Origin of the sequence: Chryseobacterium sp. MEBOG06, assembly GCF_021869765.1 — a bacterium.
In the GTDB taxonomy this organism is placed as follows: Bacteria; Bacteroidota; Bacteroidia; order Flavobacteriales; family Weeksellaceae; genus Chryseobacterium.
Map to the genome: position 1 here is coordinate 820,924 of NZ_CP084580.1, position 20,093 is coordinate 841,016.

Here is a 20,093-nt window from a genome sequence, read left to right on the forward strand (position 1 = left end):
ATTTCTTTTTATCCGTTAGTACTGTCACTCTTTTGAAGCCATCTGTGGAGTGTACTTTTAGGAATGGAATATTCTTTAATGACCTCTCCCTGCGTCATCTCTCCGGAAAGAATTCTTTTCATAATAAAATCTTTAATTTCCTGAGTATAAATATTTTTTCTGAAATAAGGGATTTTTTCAGATTTCTGCTGGCTCTTATTCACTGCAGACGGTGGAGCATATAAGATCAGGTGAGAACTGTAAATCCTGAAAAAGTCATATTCTAATAATTTACTCCATCGTAAAAGAAGGTCAGCGTCCAGAGATTTGCTTTTATACATCTTTTCAACGGATTCTTCATCACTGCCTAAAAATTTGCAGATCCTCTCCATGGTTATTTCACTTTCATCAATCTTCTCCTGAATAAATTTCCCAATATGGATTTCTTTATATAACATTTTTATTGAATATTATCTTTTGTTTAAAATTTATACATCAAAAAATGAAAATAGGTGTTTTGTATTATTGTTTACAGCAGAGTATAATTCACTTATATATGAGATTGGAAAAGATAAAATAAAGGTTCGGGTATCTTTAAATACACGGAATAAGGTCAAAATCTTCGCAAATTCGATTAGGACAAATCTGATATATTAAAAGGAGGTAGGTATCGTCTATTTAATGTATCTTTTGGGATATATTCCTTATTATCAATGGGTTTTATCTTTCTTCCTCTTTTTCTAGCTTCTTCTTTCTGCCATTTGTGTAAATAATATATAACCTATTAAAGTTTTTTGATGTAACACTGTTTATTCTCAGCTGTGTTTTGATATACAGCTGTTTATATATAGAATGTTTTTGATTAGTACCGGATAATTGCTTATCTGCTTTCAAATTTAGACAAAATTAAAAATAAAACCAGTCGGAAATATATAAAAGTCTATTTATGATCAGATTTTAATTAAAATTAACATAATATGTAATCGTATGTGTGATTTATTTTAAAAGAAACGATGATAATAATAAAAAGGTGGAAAAAGAAAAAATTGTATACCATCCGGCAAGTCCATACCTTTGCACATCAATGAAAAATACCATTAGCTTATTCGATTTTTCGAAGAAAATAAATTATAAAAACGAACTGCTGGCAGGCTTTACCGTAGCGATGACAATGATTCCTGAGTCACTTTCATTTGCTATTCTGGCAGGGCTTTCCCCACTTATCGGACTTTATGCCGCTTTTATGATGGGGCTCGTAACGGCTGTTTTGGGAGGACGTCCGGGAATGGTTTCCGGAGGAGCAGGAGCAACCATCGTGGTACTGATTGCTCTCATAAAATCTCATGGAGTAGAATATCTCTTTGCAACCGTAGCATTGGCAGGAATTCTCCAGATGTTAGTAGGTATTTTTAAACTAGGAAAATTTGTAAGGCTTATTCCACAGCCGGTTATGTATGGATTTCTGAATGGACTGGCGGTCATTATTTTTATGGCCCAGATTGAACAGTTTAGAATTACAGACAGTAATGGAGCAGTAGGCTGGCTTCAGGGAGTTCCTTTATATATTATGGCAGGATTAACTGCTCTTACAATTGCTATCGTTTATTTTTTTCCAAAAATTACCAAAGCTGTTCCCGCTTCCTTAGTGGCCATTATAGTGGTATTTGCTGTTGTTCTGGGTTTTAATATCCCAACAAAAACAGTAGTGGATATTGCTCATATAAGCGGAAGTCTCCCAAGTTTTCATATCCCAAACGTTCCTTTTTCTATGGAAACATTGCAGATTATCTTTCCATACGCCTTAATTATGGCGGGTGTAGGTCTTATTGAGTCTCTTCTGACTTTATCAATGGTAGACGAAATTACCAATTCTAAAGGAAGTGCAAACAAAGAATCGCTCGCTCAGGGACTTGCTAATATTACCAATGGATTTTTTGGAGGAATGGGTGGCTGCGCAATGGTAGCACAGACACTGGTGAATCTTAATGCGGGGTCCAGAGCCCGGTTGTCAGGAATTATAGCCTCTGTAATGATTTTGCTGATTATTCTCTTTGGTGCTCCTGTTATAGAGAAAATTCCTATGGCAGCTCTGGTAGGAGTGATGATGATGGTGGCTGTCAGTACATTCCAGTGGGTTTCTATCAGAATTATAAATAAAATGCCGAAGACTGATATATTGGTGGGAGTTACAGTGGCTTTGATAACCATACTTCTGCATAATCTTGCGCTGGCCGTTCTGATAGGAGTCATTATCTCTGCATTGGTTTTTGCCTGGGATAACGCCAAACGAATCAGAGCCAGAAAACATACTGATGAGAATGGAGTGAAGCATTACGAAATATATGGACCTCTTTTTTTTGGTTCAGTGACAGCATTTACAGATAAGTTTGATCCTGCGGATGATCCGGATCAGGTGGTTATTGATTTTAAAGAAAGCCGTATTGTGGATATGAGTGCGATAGATGCCTTAGATAAGTTATCGAAACGATATAAAGAACAAAATAAAACATTACACTTACGACATCTCAGCGAGGACTGCCGAAAAATATTGAAAAATGCCGAAGCAGTAGTTGAAATTAATATTGAAGAAGACCCTACTTATAAGGTAATTCCGGAAAAATAGGAAAAAGGCAATAGTGAATTTTTATCAATTATCAATTAAACTATATAAACCACCTCAATAACCAGACAAGGACTGTAAGATAAATCTCCAGTCCTTGCTTGTTTAGGTTATTAATGTATTCGCGATAAAATCAGGCACTAAAGCATAGTGCGACAATTTCATGCTGATGGAAGCTCGTCCGCTTGTCAGCGTTCTCAGATCGGAAATATACCCAAAAGTTGAAGCTAACGGAACTTCCGCTGCAAAAATCTTTCTTCCTGATCTTTCATCAATAGAAGTAATGATTCCTCTTCTTCTGTTGATATCCGCAGTGACAGCCCCCGTATATTCCTCAATACTTTGAATCTCTATCTGCATGACAGGCTCCATCAATTTAGGACTGCATCCTCTGGCAGCGGCTTTGAATCCTTCTCTGGCAGCAATTTCAAAATCAAATGCAGAAGAATCCTGAGCATGAAAAGAACCATCCAGAAGGGTAATCTTCATGTTTTCCAGAGGATATCCTTTTAATGGACCGTGCTCCATTGCTTCTTTGAATCCTTTTTCAACAGAAGGAATAAATTCAGTTGGGATGACACCTCCTTTGATTACATTGACAAACTCCAGTCCATATTCTTTGTCATTCCTTGGTCCGATTTCAAAACTGATATCAGCGAACTGACCGCTTCCTCCGTTTTGTTTGGAAAGCTTTTCTCTATGGATTTTAGTTCCCGTTAAGATCTCACGGTAAGAAACTTTAGGTCTTCCCTGATTGATTTCAATACCATGATTCAGACGTATTTTTTCCAAAGTAACCTCAAGGTGAAGTTCTCCCAGCCCACTCAATAAAGTCTCTCCAGTCTGTTTGTCTCTCTCAACAACTAAAGAAGGATCCTCCTCCTTAATTTTAGCCAGTACCAAACCAAAAGATTTCTCATCACCATTCGTTTTCGGTTCAATAGCAACTCTGATAACAGGAGTTGGGATGGTAATCGCTTCCAGTAATATTGGATTGTCCAGAGAAGATAAAGAATCTCCGGTTTTGGCATCCTTTATTCCCGTTAAAGCAACAATATCTCCCGCTTTAGCTTCATCCATTGATAATGTTTTATCCGACTGCATCTGTAAAATTCTCGAAATCCTAAAACTTTCACCCGTTCTTACATTCAGTATCGTATCTCCGGATTTTATCACTCCGGAATAAACACGAAGCATGGCCAATCTTCCCATATGTTTATCAATCACGACTTTGAAAACAAGTCCCGAAAAAGAAGCCGCTTCATTTCTTTCCAATATTACAGCTTCTTCTGTATGAGGATCTCTTCCCTGAAGGTCAGCAAGCTGATCCGGAGCTGGAAGATAAGTTACCACAGCATCAAGAAGAGGCTGGATTCCCTTATTTTTAAAGGCAGAACCACAGAGAACAGGAACAGCTGCTCCGGATCTGCAGACTCTTTGCATAGCCTCTACGATCATTTCAACGGTGACTGTATTTTCGGTATTCATAAAAATGTCAAAGAAAGTCTCATCATATTCTGCAAGAGTCTCCATTAATTTCATTCTATATTCATCAGCTTCAGTACGGGATGCAGTTGGAATGTCTTTTTCAACAATGATTTCCCCATTTTCATCGGTCCAGTATAAGGCTTTCATTTTGACAAGATCAATGACTCCTTCAAAATGTACTTCAGCGCCAATTGGAATCTGAAGAGCAATAGGAATGGCATTCAGCTTGGTTTTTATCTCATGTACAACCGCAAAGAAGTCTGCCCCAATTCTGTCCATTTTATTAATGAAACAAATTTTAGAAGTGCCATGTTTTTCAGCCTGGTACCATACATTTTCAGTTTGCGGTTGCACACCGGATGAAGCGCAGAAAACTGCGACAACACTGTCCAGAATCCTTAGAGAACGTTCTACTTCCACTGCGAAATCAATGTGTCCTGGAGTATCAATAATATTGATATTATACACTTTATGATCTTTTTTCCATTGCGTTGAAACAGCAGCTGAAGAAATGGTGATCCCTCGGTTTCTTTCCTGAATATCCTTGTCCATGGTGGTGTTTCCATCATCTACATTACCGATTTTATGAATGAGTCCCGTGTAATACAGAAGCCTTTCCGATAAAGTTGTTTTTCCTGCATCTACATGTGCTATGATCCCTATATTTCGTGTGTTGTATTTCATTTTGTTTGATTTAAATTGTTGATTTTTAGATTTGTATTTTGAAAAGGTTCTGAAAATAATGAACACAAAATACACTCCGGCTTGATAAAACCGGCAAAACTTTTTTGTATTTTGAGTTGAGAAAAATTTTCAGAGATATTAACAAATAACAGAAGTTGTTTAAATTGTTAAAGTCTGAAAATAAGGCAGCAAAAAAGACCTATCCGAATAGATAGGTCTTCAATATATTTTTGGGTATAAAAGATCTATAGAACTATTCAGATAAATATTCAGTGCTGCCAAAGAACACAGCTCTGACAGGATGGCTTAAAGTTATAATATTTATCATTTTTGTTGACATTATTGATTGTTAATCGGTTGCGAAATTATAATTTTTTTTTGATTTCCAAAGAATTTTTGAAAATATTTTTTTTACGACCGGAAATTAAACGGTTCATAAATCAGCTTCTGAGAGTCTGTGAAATTTTTCAATTTTCATAAAAATATCTTAAAACACACAACTAACGTAATGCATTTATGATAAAAATTTTATCTTTGGGAAGAATAGTATTTAAACACTTGTTGATGATTAAAAAAAAATAAATCTTTTTCAAGAAAGCTAAATAAAACTTTTAACTTAAAACCTATTGAAAACAGATATCGACATTCATAACCACTGTCATTTTTCCTTTGACCTGTGGCTCACCTTAATCAAATCTCATCCTGAATTTAAAGCAAAAAGAGTTGAGCTGTTCTCCTCGTTTTTCAATGTAGATAAACCAATAGAGGGAGTTGCGAAAACCGTAAAATATTACGATGATCTTTGTAATACCATCAATGAGGTGACGGGAGGGAATATCGATACATTTGAGATGTATCTGATGATTCTTGGTTCCCTGAATGTAGATATAAAAGAGTTGAATAAAGATAAACTCAATGAGTTTTATGTAAAGAGTGAAGACTTATTTCTGGAGTACAGACCGGTTGTGATTTTTGAAAATGTCCATGGTTTTTTTGAGGATATCAAAAACCAGGGAAAGACCATTAATATTTTAAGCAACACAGGATTTATCAAGGGAAAAACGATGAGAAAGTTTCTGATTCATGAAAACCTTGATCAGTACATTGATTTTCATATCTATTCTGATGAAATCAACTGTTCCAAACCGAATCCTCTTATTTTTCAGGAAGTGAAAAATAATCTTCTGGATAAGAACCTGCCGTTGTCTCAGGTTTTACATATCGGAGATAATCCGGTTGCTGATTATAAGGGAGCGAAGGACTTCGGTTTCAGTGCCTATTTACTTAAACACTAAAAATAAACATGAATAAACGATACAGCTTACACCACATTCATTCAGCGGATGAGTTTACTTTCTCACCTGCAGAGTACAGCTATTTCAAATATGGCGATAAGTCGTATGCTGAAAAATTTGCAAAAGAGTTATTCGAGGGATTTATTTCCGAAAATGAAGCACTTTTACAGACTGATAAAGAGATTGTAGTGCTTCCAAGCCCGTATATGGCTATTCCTACGGCTTCCAACTTTTTATGCTTTTACTTTAAGAAGTATTTGGATTTATATAGGTTTCAGAAGGGAAAAAAATCCAGTATTTTATCAAAAATCAATAGAAATCATACTTATATCACAGATTACGGGAACCTTAATTTTGAAGACCGTAAAAATCTGATTGCGAACGATACTTATTATATAGATAAAGATTTTTTAAGAGGAAAACTTTGTATTTTTATAGACGATATAAAAATTACGGGAAGCCATGAATATACAGTGAACAAAATACTGAATGAATATAACGTTGAGGCAGATTTTATGTTCCTGTATTATGCAGAGCTGATGAACTTTGACCTTGATCCTAAGATTGAAAATTTTTTCAATTATTATGCAGTACAAAATGTGAAACATGTTGCAGAAGTGATGAACAAAGAGAGCTTTCAGTTTAACACAAGGATTGTGAAATATATTTTAGGGCTGGATTCAAGTAATTTTGATTATCTTACGTCTAAAGTAAAAAAAGAACAGATGGATCTGCTGCTGGAGCTGGCCATCAGTAATAATTATCATTTAATAACAGAATACGAAAATAACATCAATACTTTAACACAAACGGAATTATATTATGGCTATTAACTTACAAAAAGGACAAAGAGAAAATATTAACGCACCTAAATTCACTGTAGGTTTAGGATGGGATACCAATAACACTTCTACAGGAACTGCATTTGACTTAGATGCTTCTTTATTTTTGCTTGGCGATGATAAAAAGCTGGTTTCAGACAGTCACTTTATCTTTTATAACAATCTTGAATCTCCGGACAAATCAGTGATCCATACAGGAGATAACCTTACAGGAGAAGGAGCGGGAGATGATGAGCAAATTAAAATTGATCTTACAAAAATTGATGATGCCATCAAGGAAATCACAGTGGTTGTAACAATTCACGATGCAGATGCGAGAAAGCAGAATTTTGGACAGGTAAGAAATTCTTTCATCAGAATTTTCAATACAGATACGAATGAAGAAATCTTAAAATATGAATTAGATGAAGATTTCTCAATCGAAACGGCAGTAGAATTCGGAAGAATCTACAACAGAAACGGAGAATGGAAATTTGAGGCTGTAGGAGCAGGACAGAGAGAGGGCCTTGAAAAGTTTGTATCAATTTATCAGAAATAATCATGGATAATCAAGAAAATCAACCCATAGATCCGCTTGGATCAATTGAACCTCTTAAAACATTTGAACCTACACCAATGGTTCCGCCGGCTCAGCCTGTACAAAATGCTGCACCGGCAGTTCTTGTAGACAGAGAAGGGAATGTAAATCTGACACAGATGCAGACGGAAGAGCGTCAAAAATATGAAGTTCTTGCGAATTCTATTGATGAAGCCAACCCAGGTTCAATCGTGAATTTTGGGGCTGAATTGCAGAAGACCTTAACAAACCAGAGTGACAGCTTTTTAGGAAATGTAAGAAGATCAAACTCAGGAGAAGTAGGCGGACTGATCAATGATCTTTTGGTAGAGCTTAACTATGTAGATGTAGAAGAACTTCATGGAAATAAAGTTAAAAGCTTCCTAAGCAAGTTACCATTCATGAAGAAGGTGATGACTCAGGTAGAAAATTTATTTGCAAAATATGATAAGATCATCAACAATATCGAGCAGATCTCTTATAAAGTAAACGCAGGTATCATTACTTCTACGAAAGATAATGCTGTTCTGCAGACTATTTTTGAAAGTAATGTGAATTCCATCAAGCAGATTGAAGATCTTGTGATCGCAGGAAACATAAGAATGGAAAGAGCTGCAGCAGAGCTTGCCCAAATGGAGGCAGCCCCTCAGAACTTCCAGGATTATCAGATCGCAGATAAGAGAGATTTCATTGCAAGATTAGACCGAAGAATGGCTGATCTTAAAGTGGTACGAGTGATCATGATGCAGTCGCTTCCACAGATCAGACTGGTACAGAATAATAACGTTTCTATTGCTGAAAAAGCACAGACCATTCTTACCACGACTCTTCCTGTATGGAAAAACCAGCTTTCACTGGCAGTGGCAATGTACAGACAGCAGCAGAATATTGAAATTCAGCAGAAAGTATCCGCCACTACAGAAGAAATCCTGAGAAAGAATGCAGAACGCCTTGGTCAGAATTCAGTGAATGTTGCCAGAGCCAATGAGCAGACTATCGTATCTGTAGAAACATTGAGAGAGACAACATCTATGCTGATCAACACATTGAATGAAGTAAAACAAATCCAGAAACAGGGAGCTGATAACAGAAGAAAACTGGATCAGGATCTTCAGACACTGGAGCATGAGTTAAAAGCTAATGTCAGAGGGTAATTTATAAGGTACAAAGGTGGGGGATGATGCAGCAACCATATTGTCACAAAGCAAAAGAAGATTAACAAAACTTAAGCTTCTGGCGAATTTTTTTGAACATATTGACATAATATCAATTTACATTAAAACTGATATTATCCACAATCTGTTCCAGGAAAATACTGCCCTTGACTACAATAAGCTGGAACTTTTTCACCTGCAGTATACAGACAGTCTCATAGAACTTCTTACCAAAATTAAAAGGCAGAAGGAAAACGATATGCTGACTGTCATTAATGAAATTGACATCAACAATAAATATATTTCCGGTTTTGAAGAAAGAAGAGTAGACAGTTTTCAGACCGACAGGAAAATGTACAGCGGTGTATTTTCCCAACATCTGAAAACACTGTATAAAGATCTTACAGAGGATATTTTTACGGCCAATTGGGATAATGTACTGTATTTTCACAAAAAATATGCACAGGAATTTTACAGGACAGATGCTGATGAGGCACTGCTGAAATCCGGAAATTTTCCAGCCTACCAATACAGAGATTATTCCATTGAAAGAAAGTTATTGGGAAGATTGAATATACAGGGATTTAAAGTCCGCTTTGTCTGTGGTTACCTTATAGGGACCCATGAATATGAGCTTTTTAAAATCTTTCAGTCTGATGATCATTTTATTTTCAGTGTAGACGAGAAAAAACTGTATCTTTTTGACAAAGAACTGGATAAGCTGGATGCCTCTGAAAATCAGTCCAATCAGGGAATGATCATTGATCAGCTGAAAAGGAAAAACGAACAGTTGGAAAACACTATGAACGAAAGAAAACGTACGTTACCACCTGAAGTGCAGGGAGTACTTAAAGATTATATCCTGAATCTGGAAAATATAGATATTATGAGCAAAATATTTGATTTTGACGAAGAAACGAATATTCTGCGGGCAATGCTTAATTTGAATTTGAATAATCAATAAAACGAAATTTGAAAAACTAAAGAAGACAAAAAGTTTTCTTCGCAAAATATAAATAACAACTAAACATAAAAAGATGGCTATTAACTTACAAAAAGGTCAGAGAATTAACCTTAAAAAAGAAAACGGAGCTGAGCTTTCTCAGGCTTGTGTAGGAATCAACTGGGGAGCAATTGAAAAAAAAGGATTTTTCGGAACTAAAAAAGAAGCAGTAGACTTAGATGGAAGCTGTATTTTATATGATTCAAACAAAAATGTTACAGAAGTAATCTATTTTGGAAATCTCAAATCCAAAAACGGATCGGTAAGACACAGTGGAGATGACCTTACCGGTGATGTAGATGGAGATGATGGTTTGGATAACGAAGTAATCACAGTAGATTTCAGCCAGCTGGAGCCAAATGTAGAGCATGTTGCTATGGTTCTGAATAGCTATAAAGGCCAGGATTTCGGAACGATTCCTTTTGCATCTATCCGTATTTATGAAGGATCACCTACTAATGTAAGAGAAGTCTTTGCTAAATATGATATTGCCAATGATGCTTCTTTCAGAGGGCATGTTGCTATGGTAATGGGGGTGTTCTATAAGAGAAACGGGGAATGGAAATTCAATGCTGTTGGAGATCCTACCGCAGATAGAAAGCTGGAGCAGACGATTCAGACTGTACAGATGAATTACTTATAATTAATTGTAAATCAAACGATCAATAAAATAGCAATATTTGTACTCTGTACACTTATTGCTTTTATCATATAATAACATTACTCAAGTGGAAAAACATCAAAGTATTTTAGATCTGCACCCTGGCTTGGTGTGGGGATTTGCGATAACAGTAGTTATCATGCTGCTCCTCGATTTGGGAGTTTTCAACAAAAAAAGCCACGAAGTATCTTCTAAGGAAGCTACCATCTGGTCTATCGTATGGATTTCAATTTCTATGATATTCTCAGGAGTTGTTTATTGGGCCTTCAACACAGATGGATCACCTGAAAGTCATGCGCTGGCAATAGAAAAATTTTCACAGTATCAGGCAGCTTATTGGATTGAAAAGGCTCTCTCTGTAGACAACCTGTTCGTATTTATTCTTGTGTTCGGATTCTTTAAGGTTCCAAAGTACCTTCATCATAAAGTACTTTTCTGGGGGATCATTGGTGCCTTGATCTTCAGAGCGATATTTATCTTTGCCGGAGTAGGGCTTATTAACCTGACTTATCTTCCTGAAATGAACATTTTCGGAGAACCTGTAAAAATAAACATAGTAATGGCCTTGTTCGGATTGTTCCTTGTGTATGCCGGGATCAAGTCATGGGGAGGCGGTGACGATGATGAAGATGAGGATTACAGTAATACAGCCGGTGCAAAATTGATAAAAAGTTTCTGGAAAGTTTCTGATAACTATGATGGGGATAAGTTCTTCACACTTCAGAACGGAATCAAAATGGCAACACCTCTTTTAGTAGTGGTTGGGGTTATTGAGTTTACAGACGTTTTATTCGCAGTAGACTCCATTCCTGCTATCTTTGCAATCTCAGATGACCCGTTTATCCTTTATACATCCAATATCTTTGCTATTTTGGGACTTAGATCATTATACTTCCTGTTGGCAAACTTTATTCATATGTTCAGTAAACTTCCATATGGTTTAGCAATTATCCTTTCATTCATTGGAGTTAAAATGCTTATTGCTCCATGGATTCATATCTCATCTCCGGTTTCATTAGGAATCGTAGGAGGAGTATTGGTCATCTCAGTTCTTTTATCTGTTATGTTTCCTGAAAAAGAAGATGATAAAAAAGAAGAATTAGAAGAAAAATAAAAGTATCGAAAATATACAGAATAGCCTCTGGGAGTTTAATCCCGGAGGTTTTTTTATGGCTAAAAGCAGGAAGAGGAAAATTATTTTAGGTGATGACGTAATTATCTTTCCTCTTAAAGCATCTTTTTGTCTTTTCCAGCTGCTAACATCTGAGCAGTTCAGGTTGCTTTCCCATGAAGAAGCTTATTGATTTTTCTCCTCGTCTGTACAGAAACCCTGTAAGCTTCATCACGCAGCTTCTGTATCTTGCCAACAGGCTGAAAAAAGATCTTGCTTTCAAATGGGTTGAATGAAAGAAGCTCATTCGTACAGTTACGTGAATCCAGTAAAGAATCTTTATTGATTTTTACCTCCCCAATCTTGATAAATGGCGAATTCTTCCATTCTACATTGAGCTTATTGATGGGTTGATTCTTCAGATCATAGCAGATCTGGATCAAAACATCTGCGGTAAAATCATTAGATTGAAAATAGTCTTTAAGAGAATCTTTTATCTTTTGTTTTTTGCCGGTATTCTTGTCTACAGATTGAGGGCATAACTTTATTTTGATCATCTGTTCACCCAGCCGGTAAGCGCCTACAGAATAATAATTAAAAGAAAGAATAAAATCATTTCTTTTACCAATCCATTTTATAATATTAAGGATAAAATCAAAAGTGAAAAAAGAAGGCATCATCTTGAGAACCTGAATCAGCATAGGAAATAAACTGCTCCATTTTTTGATATAAAACCTATTGACAGCGGTAAACAGTTTCAAAAAAGTAGAAACCGTATTCACTGGAAACAAAGGAAAGTTGACTAATGGATAATTGGCAAGTAATCCTCCGTTTTCATCTTTGATCTGTACCGCAAAACCATAAGCAGGAATATCTTTTTTAGAGTTTTTAATTTTCAGCCGGGCATTGGATAACCTTATTGTAAGGTCAAACTTTTCCCTGTCGAAAAAAGGCTGAAGTGATTCCGGAATATTCGGATCAATCCAGAAGGTTCCTTTTGCCGTTGCATAGGTCTTTGCATGGGCATTTCGGGTTGCGTAATTGACATCGCTGATGGAAGAAGACTGTTCAACAAAATCTGCAATCGTTTTCTTTGTGATTTCCAGAAGTTTTTTTTCCTCTTCATTCAGTTCGTCAAACTGCTTATTATATTTTAATGGATTTGGCATTTAGTTTTTAAATTCAATTATAACACCAAGTTTTTGAATCTGTGTTAATTCAGTATTAAAAATATTTGAATTTTAATAGCAGTGATGGGAGAAGCAGGTTTATAAGAGCTCATGAAATTGTTGGTTTTTTATGAATAGAATGTTTTAAGTATTTGTATTTTAATACTTTATTTATTGCGTTGAAAAAGCGTACATCATGATAAATGAATCACTTCGGAAGACCTGAAAACTGAATAGTGTAGTATCTCAATTTTTTAATCTTCGTTTCCCGGCGCTGTCTTCCATTCCCAAAAAGCCTTATCTTTGCAAAAAAATATAATATGGGAGTAGCAGATATGTTATTTAAACGTAAAAAAGAATTGGCAGAAAAGAACCTGAATGACGGTAAAGAATATATGGAAGAGTATGGTAAGAGAGAGAGCGTTGTGCAATTACCAAGCGGCTTACAATATGAAATTATCACAGAAGGAGAAGGAGCAAAACCAGGACCTAAGTCTACGGTGAAATGCCATTATCACGGAACGACCATTTCTGGTAAAATTTTCGACAGTTCAGTAAAAAGAGGTACGCCTGCATCTTTTCCTCTAAACAGAGTGATTTCAGGATGGACAGAAGCATTACAGCTTATGTCAGTTGGAAGTAAATGGAGACTGATCATTCCTCCGCATTTAGCATATGGAGACCAGGAAATCAGCAAAGAAATCGGACCAAACAGTACATTGGTTTTTGAAGTTGAATTATTGGGCATCAAATAAGCCTGCTTAAAAATAGATTAAAAATTGACCTGAATTCAGGTCAATTTTTTTATTTGTATTATATTCGTATAGGTGAATTGTGAATCTGATGAAGTACCATTTCATACCTCAGCTGTTCTTTTCCACCTGTCAACCCTGCACAAAATATGACTGAATGAAAAAACTGGTTTACCTTTTTGCTGTTTTTAGCCTATTAACTTCTTGTGTTTCCAAGAAAAATCAGGCTATTAGACAAAATATTCTTACCCTTAAAGATAGTTACTGCAAGGCACCTTTTAAGTATAATTACAATAATAAAGTACCTTCCCACAATTCCGATTCTATTTTAACGGCAAATAAAGATCTTAAAATCATGTTTTCGGATCAAAGTATTTTGATTCTGAATGCTTTGAATAATCTGGACGAAGTACATAAAATTATTGAACTGAAAAAAGATTCATCGCTGGCCTCACAGGTGAAGATTTTGCAGCTTAAAACAAAAATCAACAGCAGAGTGACGATTGCCTTAACAGAGCTTGATGCAGTAGCTGCAGAATTTGACTGTGAAGGTGAAAGAGTAGCACAAATAGGAAACTATGTAGATAACCTGAATTCTTCCAGAAATAATAAGCTGATTCTGTATTCCATTATTACAGGAGCTGCATCGTCTATCGCAGGAGGTATAGTAAGTAGTAACGGCTGGGATAATGCAATAGGCATCGGCGGAGGTATTTTAGGGGCAGGATTTGGATTGGCAACCCTCAACCCGAAAGGTAAAAAGGTGGAATTTATTCACCAAAGGAACCTGTTGAGAGATATCTGGAAGGAAAAACTGGAATCACCCAACTTTCCGCCCTTTATCTGGTATATGTATACAGAGAAAAAATTTTCCAACAAAGAAGAGCATTCTATTATTGGAAATATGAAAACAAGATGGCTTCACTATCAGTTTGATGATAATAAAACGACTGCAGATAAATCAGTAATCTTCAGTGATGGAGGATATTACAGAGCAGATGATCTTCACAACCGGGCGGCCATGCTCAATCAGATGCAATCTGCAACCCGTACTATTAATCAGAATATCAATTATTTACTGCTGGATCTGGACAAATTAATTCTTTAAGAAAAAATTAACTGTAATAAAATTTGTTACATTTGAAAAAATGCTTACCTTTGTCCTGTAATTATAATGAACAATACAAGATTTGCTACGGCAGTACATATTATGACCTTATTGGCAAAAAGTCCTCAGGAGTGGCTCACTTCTGAATGGGTGGCGGGCAGTATAAACGTAAACCCGGTGATTGTCCGAAAAGAAATGAGTGTATTAAGAGAAGCAGGCCTTATTATCAGCAGACAGGGAAAAGAAGGAGGAAGCCATCTGGCAAAAAATGCTGAAATGATTACCATTTCTGAAATTTATAAAGCAGTGAAAAATACAGAAGTATTAGGAAAGAAAAATCAGAATCCTAATCCTGACTGTAGTGTAGGAAGAGAAATCAATAGTCACTTAAATACATTATTTGAAGAAACAGATCAATTGGTAGTTAATTTTTTAGGAGATAAGTCATTACAGGAATTTGTTGACCAGTTCGACTAAAATTTTTTAACTATAAATGTAACAAAATTTATTACAATTTAATTTAAAAATAAAACATTATGAAAAAAGTAGCAGTAATCGGTGCAACCGGATTTGTAGGATCACAGATCGTCAATGAATTAGCAAACAGAGGATACGCTGTAGAAGCTTTGGTAAGAGATGCGTCTAAAGTAAAAACACAGGACAATGTAACAGCAAAAAGTGTTGATGTAAACAATGTAAGCGAACTGGCTGAAGCATTAAAAGGAACTGATGCAGTAATCAGTGCGTTTAACGCAGGTTGGACGAATCCTAATCTTTACAACGACTTTTTAAACGGTTCTGAGAATATTCAAAAAGCAGTAGAAGGGGCGGGTGTAAAAAGACTTATCGTAGTAGGAGGGGCAGGAAGCCTTTACACACCGGATAACGTACAGATTGTAGATACGCCGGATTTCCCGGATGCTTACAAACCAGGGGCAACAGCAGCAAGAGATTATTTGAACAAGATTAAAGAAAATAACACGCTTGACTGGACTTTCTTCAGCCCTGCAGTAGAAATGAACCAGGCGAATGTAGGAGAAAGAACAGGAAAATACAGAACTTCATTAGAAACTCCTGTATTTGATGAAAATGGAAGAAGCCGTCTTTCTGTAGAAGATGTAGCAGTAGTTCTGGTTGATGAATTAGAGCAGAACAACCACATCCGTGAACGTTTTACTGCTGCTTACTAATCTAAAAGAACAAGAATGTTAAAAAAGAAATTGTTATCATTGGCTTCCTTATTAGGCTTTATGAGTCTCTTATTGGCAGGAAACTTAAAAGTAAAAGTCTATAATCCGGGGGCAAAGGCTATTTTCGCCGTGACTTCAACCATCATTTACGGAGAGAAAGATGCTGTACTTATTGATGCACAGTTCCAGAAACAGTATGCAGAACAGCTGGTTAAAGAAATAAAAGCTACAGGTAAAAATCTTAAGACTGTTTTTATTTCTCACAGCGATCCGGATTTCTATTTTGGGCTGGATGTGATCAGGAAAGCTTTTCCCAGTGCAAAGATTATTTCTACAGCACAGACCGCTTATCTGATATCCGCTTCAAAGGATGATAAAATGGCTGTATGGAAACCGCAGTTAAAAGCGGATGCTCCTTCGGAAATAATTGTTCCTGAAGCTGTCTCAGCCATTCCCGATCTTGAAGGAAATAAAATTGAGATTATCCGGAACGCTGAAGATCCTGCACACAGTTTTCTTTGGATACCATCCATTAAAACCATAGCAGGCGGAATTTCAGTATCTACAGATTCTCATCTTTGGATGGCAGATACGCAGAACATAAAAGCCATTGACCAATGGATCGGACAGATAGATGCAATGAAGTCCCTGAGCCCTCAGCAGGTGGTTCCTTCTCATTTTACAAAACAGTCTCTGTCTCCTCAATCTCTTGATTTTGTTAAAAGTTATCTTGAAAACTATAAAAAAGCGGTAACTGACAATAAAACAACGTCTTCTATTGTGGATTTTATGGTTAAAAAATATCCTGACCTTCCCGGAAAAGATGAGCTTGGAATGGGAGTGAAAGTATTTTTAGGAGAAATGGAATGGGATTTAAAATCACCATATCCTGCCATCGGCAAAAAGGTAGAAGCTGATTTTGGAACGGTAAAATTTCTGCTGGATTTTAAAGATAACCAAACAATGACCTTTACGGGAACCGCAGGAAGTTCAAAAAATAACACAGATACTGTAAAATATACTGCAGTAGAAGTAGCAAAGAATGTTTTTATGGTGTACTGGCATGAACCTAAACTGAATTCCAATATTACTGAAATTCAGGATTACAACAAAAATATAGTGTATTCTAATATTGCTCAGCCTGACGGATCATTGATGCATCTGAAAGGAACATTAAGCATTCAGAAATAAATATATGATTGTTTAAAAATAAAAGACTACCGCTTAAAACGGTAGTCTTTTATTTTTAAACAGTTGTCTAGTCCTGAAGATAAGTTTAAAGTGATTATAGATTCATAAACAATCTCGGATTGACCGGAGTATTGTTCTTGTGTACTTCATAATGAAGATGAGGTCCCGTAGAACGTCCGGAATTTCCTGATTTGGCAATTACCTGACCTACTTTTACTTTATCATTTACTTTAGAAACAAGTTGAGACAGATGCCCATAAAGGGTAGCCAGTCCGTTTCCGTGAGAGACAATTACACAATTTCCATAACCGCCTTTCTGCCCGGAGAAAATAATTGTTCCCGCAGCAGCAGCTTTTACATCAGAGCCGAAAGGAACGGCAATGTCCAGCCCTTTATGAAACTGCATCTGGTCTGCTTCAGCAGGTGGATTATTCTTCTCAGTAGCGGCTGTTTTATTTGTGCCGTTTACAGCAACAGTTTTAGAAGCAGGAGTTGTAGTGGCAGGTGCTGTGGCAACCGGTGCTGCTTTTGGAGTAACCATTACTTTTACCTCCCTTTTGTTGCCATAGCTGTCAGTAAGTTCTATGATTTTTTCCACAGGTTCAGCTTTCACTTCAGGTTTTGGAGCAGCAGCAGCGATTGGTTTAGATTCTGTTGCTGTACCAGTTTTTACCGATGCATAAACAGTTTTGAACGGGATAGGATTTTTTCTTACTCCGAAATTAGATGAAATATATCCATCAGTAGGCATTCCCAATGGAACCTGCATCAGTCTTTGCTGAAGGTCCATCAGATATTGGCTGTACCGGTTGGCTTGTTTGGAAAGATAAATAGAATTTGAAATACTGTCCTGATTGAGCATCATCAGTTTTTCATTGGTAATATCCTTAGATTTAAGGAAAGAATTCAGCTGGCCTACGGTTTGATCCACCAAGGTGAGATCGGTTTTCATTTTTAAATAATCTACACTGTCTTTTTCAGTGTTTATTTTTACAAGATTCACCTCGTAGGTTTTGTCATCTCTTTCAGAAAAGAGCTTTGCAATAAATACACTTTGTGCAAAAACTACCAGCAAAAGTCCTCCCAGTAGAATATTTACGTTCTTCTTTCTGTTTAGAAATTTTTTCATATTTCTTCTCTTAGTAAATTTTAAAACGGTTTTAGCACTGCAAATTTAATTAAAAATAAGTATTGTGAGTTATTCTTAACAAAAGTTTAGTTTTTTCTGTATCTAACGTGAAATTAAGTCTTTAATTGTGCGGAAGCGTTAATTTTTTCAGAATATGGATTTTATCATGTTTTCAGGTCACCAGTTAAATCTTTGTTTAATATCTTTGCAGTTCACATTCCAATTATGGCTAAAAAGAAAACAATTTCAGAATCTTCCAATCCGAAAAAGACTAAAAAGGATGTTTCTGTAGGAGTAGTAGGAAGCGGAAGTTTTGCAACCGCTATCGTAAAAATGTTGGTTGAAAACTGTAAAGTAGTACACTGGTGTGTAAGAAGTGAGTTTGTAAAAGGAGCGATTGAGCTTCGCGGACATAACCCTACTTATCTTACTGCTGCTCATTTTAACCTTAAAAGTTTAAAGCTGACAACAGATATCAATGAACTTGTGTCTGCCTGTGATGTAATTGTTTTAGCAACGCCATCCATTTACCTTTCCGATACGCTGGATAAGATGAGCTGTGATTACTCAGATAAAATCTTTGTTTCAGCAATTAAAGGGATTATTCCTAAAGTAAATGATGTGGTAGCCCATTACCTACGTGATGAATTTAAAATCGGCTTCAGAAATCAGGCTGTAATTGCCGGACCGTGTCATGCAGAAGAAGTAGCGATGGAAAGACTTTCTTATCTTACAATAGCAGCTGCGGAAGAAGAGACGGCAGAAAAGCTGGAAGGAATTTTCAGTTCAGACTTTATTAAAGTTCATACAAGTAAAGATGTCCTGGGGAATGAGTACAGTGCAATTCTTAAAAATATCTTTGCAATTGGAGCTGGGATAGCAAGTGGGCTGGGGTATGGAGATAACTTTACTGCAGTTTTTGTTTCCAATGCGATCCGTGAAATGGAAATATTCCTGGAAGCTATTTATGAAGCCCCTAGGGATGTGAATGAAAGTGCTTATTTAGGTGACCTTCTGGTAACCGCTTATTCCCTTTTCTCAAGAAACAGAAACCTGGGGAACCTTATTGGAAAAGGATATACCGTAAAATCTGCGATCCAGTCTATGAATATGGTAGCAGAGGGATATTACGCTGCCAACTCAATTTATCAGACTGCAAAACAGAAGAATCTTAAATTACCGATTGTTGATACCGTATATGCGATTCTTTATGAAGGAAAAAGTGCTGAGAAGCAGTTTAAAAAGTTAACTGCAAAATTGAACTAAAAAGATAGGAGCTTTAATCTCTTAGTCTTCTTATAATAATGATAAAAGGCTGTCTCACATTGAGATAGCCTTTTATCATTAAACACAAGTTGAGTGCTTTGATTATTTTTATTGACTCATTTTGGTGATGACCAGAGCCAGTGAAGATCTTACATTCAGATTACTTGCTGTAAAACCATTTCCTGTATCAAATTCAAACTTCTGGCGGATATTGGTAGGAGCAGTCAATGTAAGAAAATAACTTCCCTGAAAAAAAGTAAAAGAACTTGAAAGCTGACACATTCTGTTCGTTTCTGTGATCGTTGAGCCTGTTGCAGAATTAACAAGGTAAGACCTTGTACAGGTGAAATTTTGAGAAAGGTATTGTGTATTAGCCGTTCCGTTATTGTTATTTCCATTACTGGAATCTACAGAATATCGTACAATGTAGGTTCCTGCCGGTAAGGTAATAGTAGAAGTATCTGTACCCAGGGATGCTCCTGTAATCTTATTGGAAGTTACAGTGAAGCTTGTCAAAGTATTATTAGTACTCCCGGTAGGAATCAAAATCCCCGAATTAATGATCAGGGACATTATTTGTGGCTCAGAACCTGAAAGAATAGTACGCTGCCACTGATTACGGATCCATACATAATACCCTTTAGTATAGGTAGATGCCCCACCTTTGTTATAGATAATTAATCCATCTGCAGGATTCGCAACAGGTGTAGATGTACTGTTGAGTACAACGAGGTCAAACTGAGGAAAAAGCACTCCTCTGTTAGAAGAGTTAATATCCAGAACACTGCTGGGGTTTGGCGTGCTTGTATTAATACCAACCTGTGCTTTTATGGATGCACCAAACAGAATAGCAGTTATACAAACAATATACATATATGTTTTCATTGTAAAATGG

The 20,093-nt window shown here is 36.3% G+C and carries 19 protein-coding genes; 14 read left to right on the forward strand and 5 right to left on the reverse strand.

The window, feature by feature from the left end; all coding sequences use genetic code 11:
* Positions 1–8: 8 nt before the first annotated feature.
* On the reverse strand, positions 9–437 hold the full coding sequence (locus LF887_RS03785) for a transposase (protein WP_236857481.1): 429 nt from the start codon (positions 435–437) through the stop codon (positions 9–11).
* Between the two features lie 626 nt (positions 438–1,063).
* Between LF887_RS03785 and LF887_RS03790 the strand changes: the two genes are divergently transcribed.
* Positions 1,064–2,602 carry a SulP family inorganic anion transporter gene (locus tag LF887_RS03790; protein WP_236859464.1) on the forward strand — a complete coding sequence of 513 codons (1,539 nt, stop codon included), beginning with the start codon at positions 1,064–1,066 and terminating at the stop codon, positions 2,600–2,602.
* A 102-nt stretch (positions 2,603–2,704) separates the two neighbouring features.
* Here LF887_RS03790 and fusA read toward each other — a convergent pair whose 3' ends face one another.
* Positions 2,705–4,771, reverse strand: a complete 2,067-nt coding sequence (fusA, locus tag LF887_RS03795) for an elongation factor G (RefSeq protein ID WP_236857482.1) — start codon at positions 4,769–4,771, stop codon at positions 2,705–2,707.
* Positions 4,772–5,397: 626 nt separating this feature from the next.
* On the opposite strand from fusA, the gene LF887_RS03800 reads away from it, so the two are divergent.
* The 7 genes from LF887_RS03800 (at position 5,398) to LF887_RS03830 (ending at position 11,396) form a co-directional block, all read left to right on the forward strand.
* The gene (locus LF887_RS03800) at positions 5,398–6,066 is read left to right on the forward strand and encodes an HAD family hydrolase (RefSeq protein WP_236857483.1); all 669 of its coding nucleotides are present in this window, start codon (positions 5,398–5,400) and stop codon (positions 6,064–6,066) included.
* Between the two features lie 8 nt (positions 6,067–6,074).
* Positions 6,075–6,899, forward strand: a complete 825-nt coding sequence (locus LF887_RS03805; RefSeq protein WP_236857484.1) for a phosphoribosyltransferase family protein — start codon at positions 6,075–6,077, stop codon at positions 6,897–6,899.
* A complete protein-coding gene (locus LF887_RS03810) occupies positions 6,889–7,446 on the forward strand; it encodes a TerD family protein (protein ID WP_236857485.1) in 558 nt (185 codons plus the stop codon). The genes LF887_RS03805 and LF887_RS03810 overlap by 11 nt, the downstream gene beginning before the upstream one ends.
* A 2-nt stretch (positions 7,447–7,448) precedes the next feature.
* Complete coding sequence (locus LF887_RS03815) at positions 7,449–8,618, forward strand: toxic anion resistance protein (RefSeq protein ID WP_236857486.1); 1,170 nt, start codon at positions 7,449–7,451, stop codon at positions 8,616–8,618.
* A 16-nt stretch (positions 8,619–8,634) separates the two neighbouring features.
* Positions 8,635–9,582, forward strand: a complete 948-nt coding sequence (locus LF887_RS03820; RefSeq protein WP_236857487.1) for a hypothetical protein — start codon at positions 8,635–8,637, stop codon at positions 9,580–9,582.
* A gap of 73 nt (positions 9,583–9,655) precedes the next feature.
* Positions 9,656–10,264: a TerD family protein gene (locus LF887_RS03825; RefSeq protein ID WP_236857488.1), complete on the forward strand. Its 609-nt coding sequence runs from the start codon at positions 9,656–9,658 to the stop codon at positions 10,262–10,264.
* A gap of 85 nt (positions 10,265–10,349) precedes the next feature.
* Positions 10,350–11,396, forward strand: a complete 1,047-nt coding sequence (locus LF887_RS03830) for a TerC/Alx family metal homeostasis membrane protein (protein WP_262912508.1) — start codon at positions 10,350–10,352, stop codon at positions 11,394–11,396.
* Positions 11,397–11,554: 158 nt separating this feature from the next.
* On the opposite strand, the gene LF887_RS03835 is transcribed toward LF887_RS03830, so the two are convergent.
* Positions 11,555–12,562, reverse strand: coding sequence for a catalase (locus LF887_RS03835; RefSeq protein ID WP_236857489.1), 1,008 nt, complete (start codon positions 12,560–12,562; stop codon positions 11,555–11,557).
* Between the two features lie 320 nt (positions 12,563–12,882).
* Here LF887_RS03835 and LF887_RS03840 point away from each other — a divergent pair, with 320 nt between their 5' ends.
* From LF887_RS03840 to LF887_RS03860, 5 genes are all read left to right on the forward strand, one after another.
* On the forward strand, positions 12,883–13,317 hold the full coding sequence (locus tag LF887_RS03840) for an FKBP-type peptidyl-prolyl cis-trans isomerase (protein ID WP_236857490.1): 435 nt from the start codon (positions 12,883–12,885) through the stop codon (positions 13,315–13,317).
* Positions 13,318–13,471: 154 nt separating this feature from the next.
* The gene (locus LF887_RS03845) at positions 13,472–14,422 is read left to right on the forward strand and encodes a hypothetical protein (RefSeq protein ID WP_236857491.1); all 951 of its coding nucleotides are present in this window, start codon (positions 13,472–13,474) and stop codon (positions 14,420–14,422) included.
* A 66-nt stretch (positions 14,423–14,488) separates the two neighbouring features.
* Positions 14,489–14,899, forward strand: coding sequence for an Rrf2 family transcriptional regulator (locus LF887_RS03850; RefSeq protein ID WP_236857492.1), 411 nt, complete (start codon positions 14,489–14,491; stop codon positions 14,897–14,899).
* Positions 14,900–14,958: 59 nt separating this feature from the next.
* Positions 14,959–15,612, forward strand: a complete 654-nt coding sequence (locus tag LF887_RS03855) for an NAD(P)-dependent oxidoreductase (protein ID WP_236857493.1) — start codon at positions 14,959–14,961, stop codon at positions 15,610–15,612.
* 15 nt (positions 15,613–15,627) lie between these two features.
* A complete protein-coding gene (locus tag LF887_RS03860) occupies positions 15,628–16,803 on the forward strand; it encodes an MBL fold metallo-hydrolase (RefSeq protein WP_236857494.1) in 1,176 nt (391 codons plus the stop codon).
* 94 nt (positions 16,804–16,897) lie between these two features.
* On the opposite strand, the gene LF887_RS03865 is transcribed toward LF887_RS03860, so the two are convergent.
* Positions 16,898–17,932 (reverse strand): M23 family metallopeptidase, encoded by a 1,035-nt coding sequence (locus tag LF887_RS03865; RefSeq protein ID WP_236857495.1) that lies wholly within the window; start codon positions 17,930–17,932, stop codon positions 16,898–16,900.
* 225 nt (positions 17,933–18,157) lie between these two features.
* Between LF887_RS03865 and LF887_RS03870 the strand changes: the two genes are divergently transcribed.
* Positions 18,158–19,198, forward strand: coding sequence for an NAD(P)H-dependent glycerol-3-phosphate dehydrogenase (locus tag LF887_RS03870; RefSeq protein ID WP_236857496.1), 1,041 nt, complete (start codon positions 18,158–18,160; stop codon positions 19,196–19,198).
* A gap of 108 nt (positions 19,199–19,306) precedes the next feature.
* Here LF887_RS03870 and LF887_RS03875 read toward each other — a convergent pair whose 3' ends face one another.
* Entirely contained in the window at positions 19,307–20,083 is a 777-nt protein-coding gene (locus LF887_RS03875; RefSeq protein WP_236857497.1) for a hypothetical protein, read from the reverse strand.
* Between the last annotated feature and the right edge of the window lie 10 nt (positions 20,084–20,093).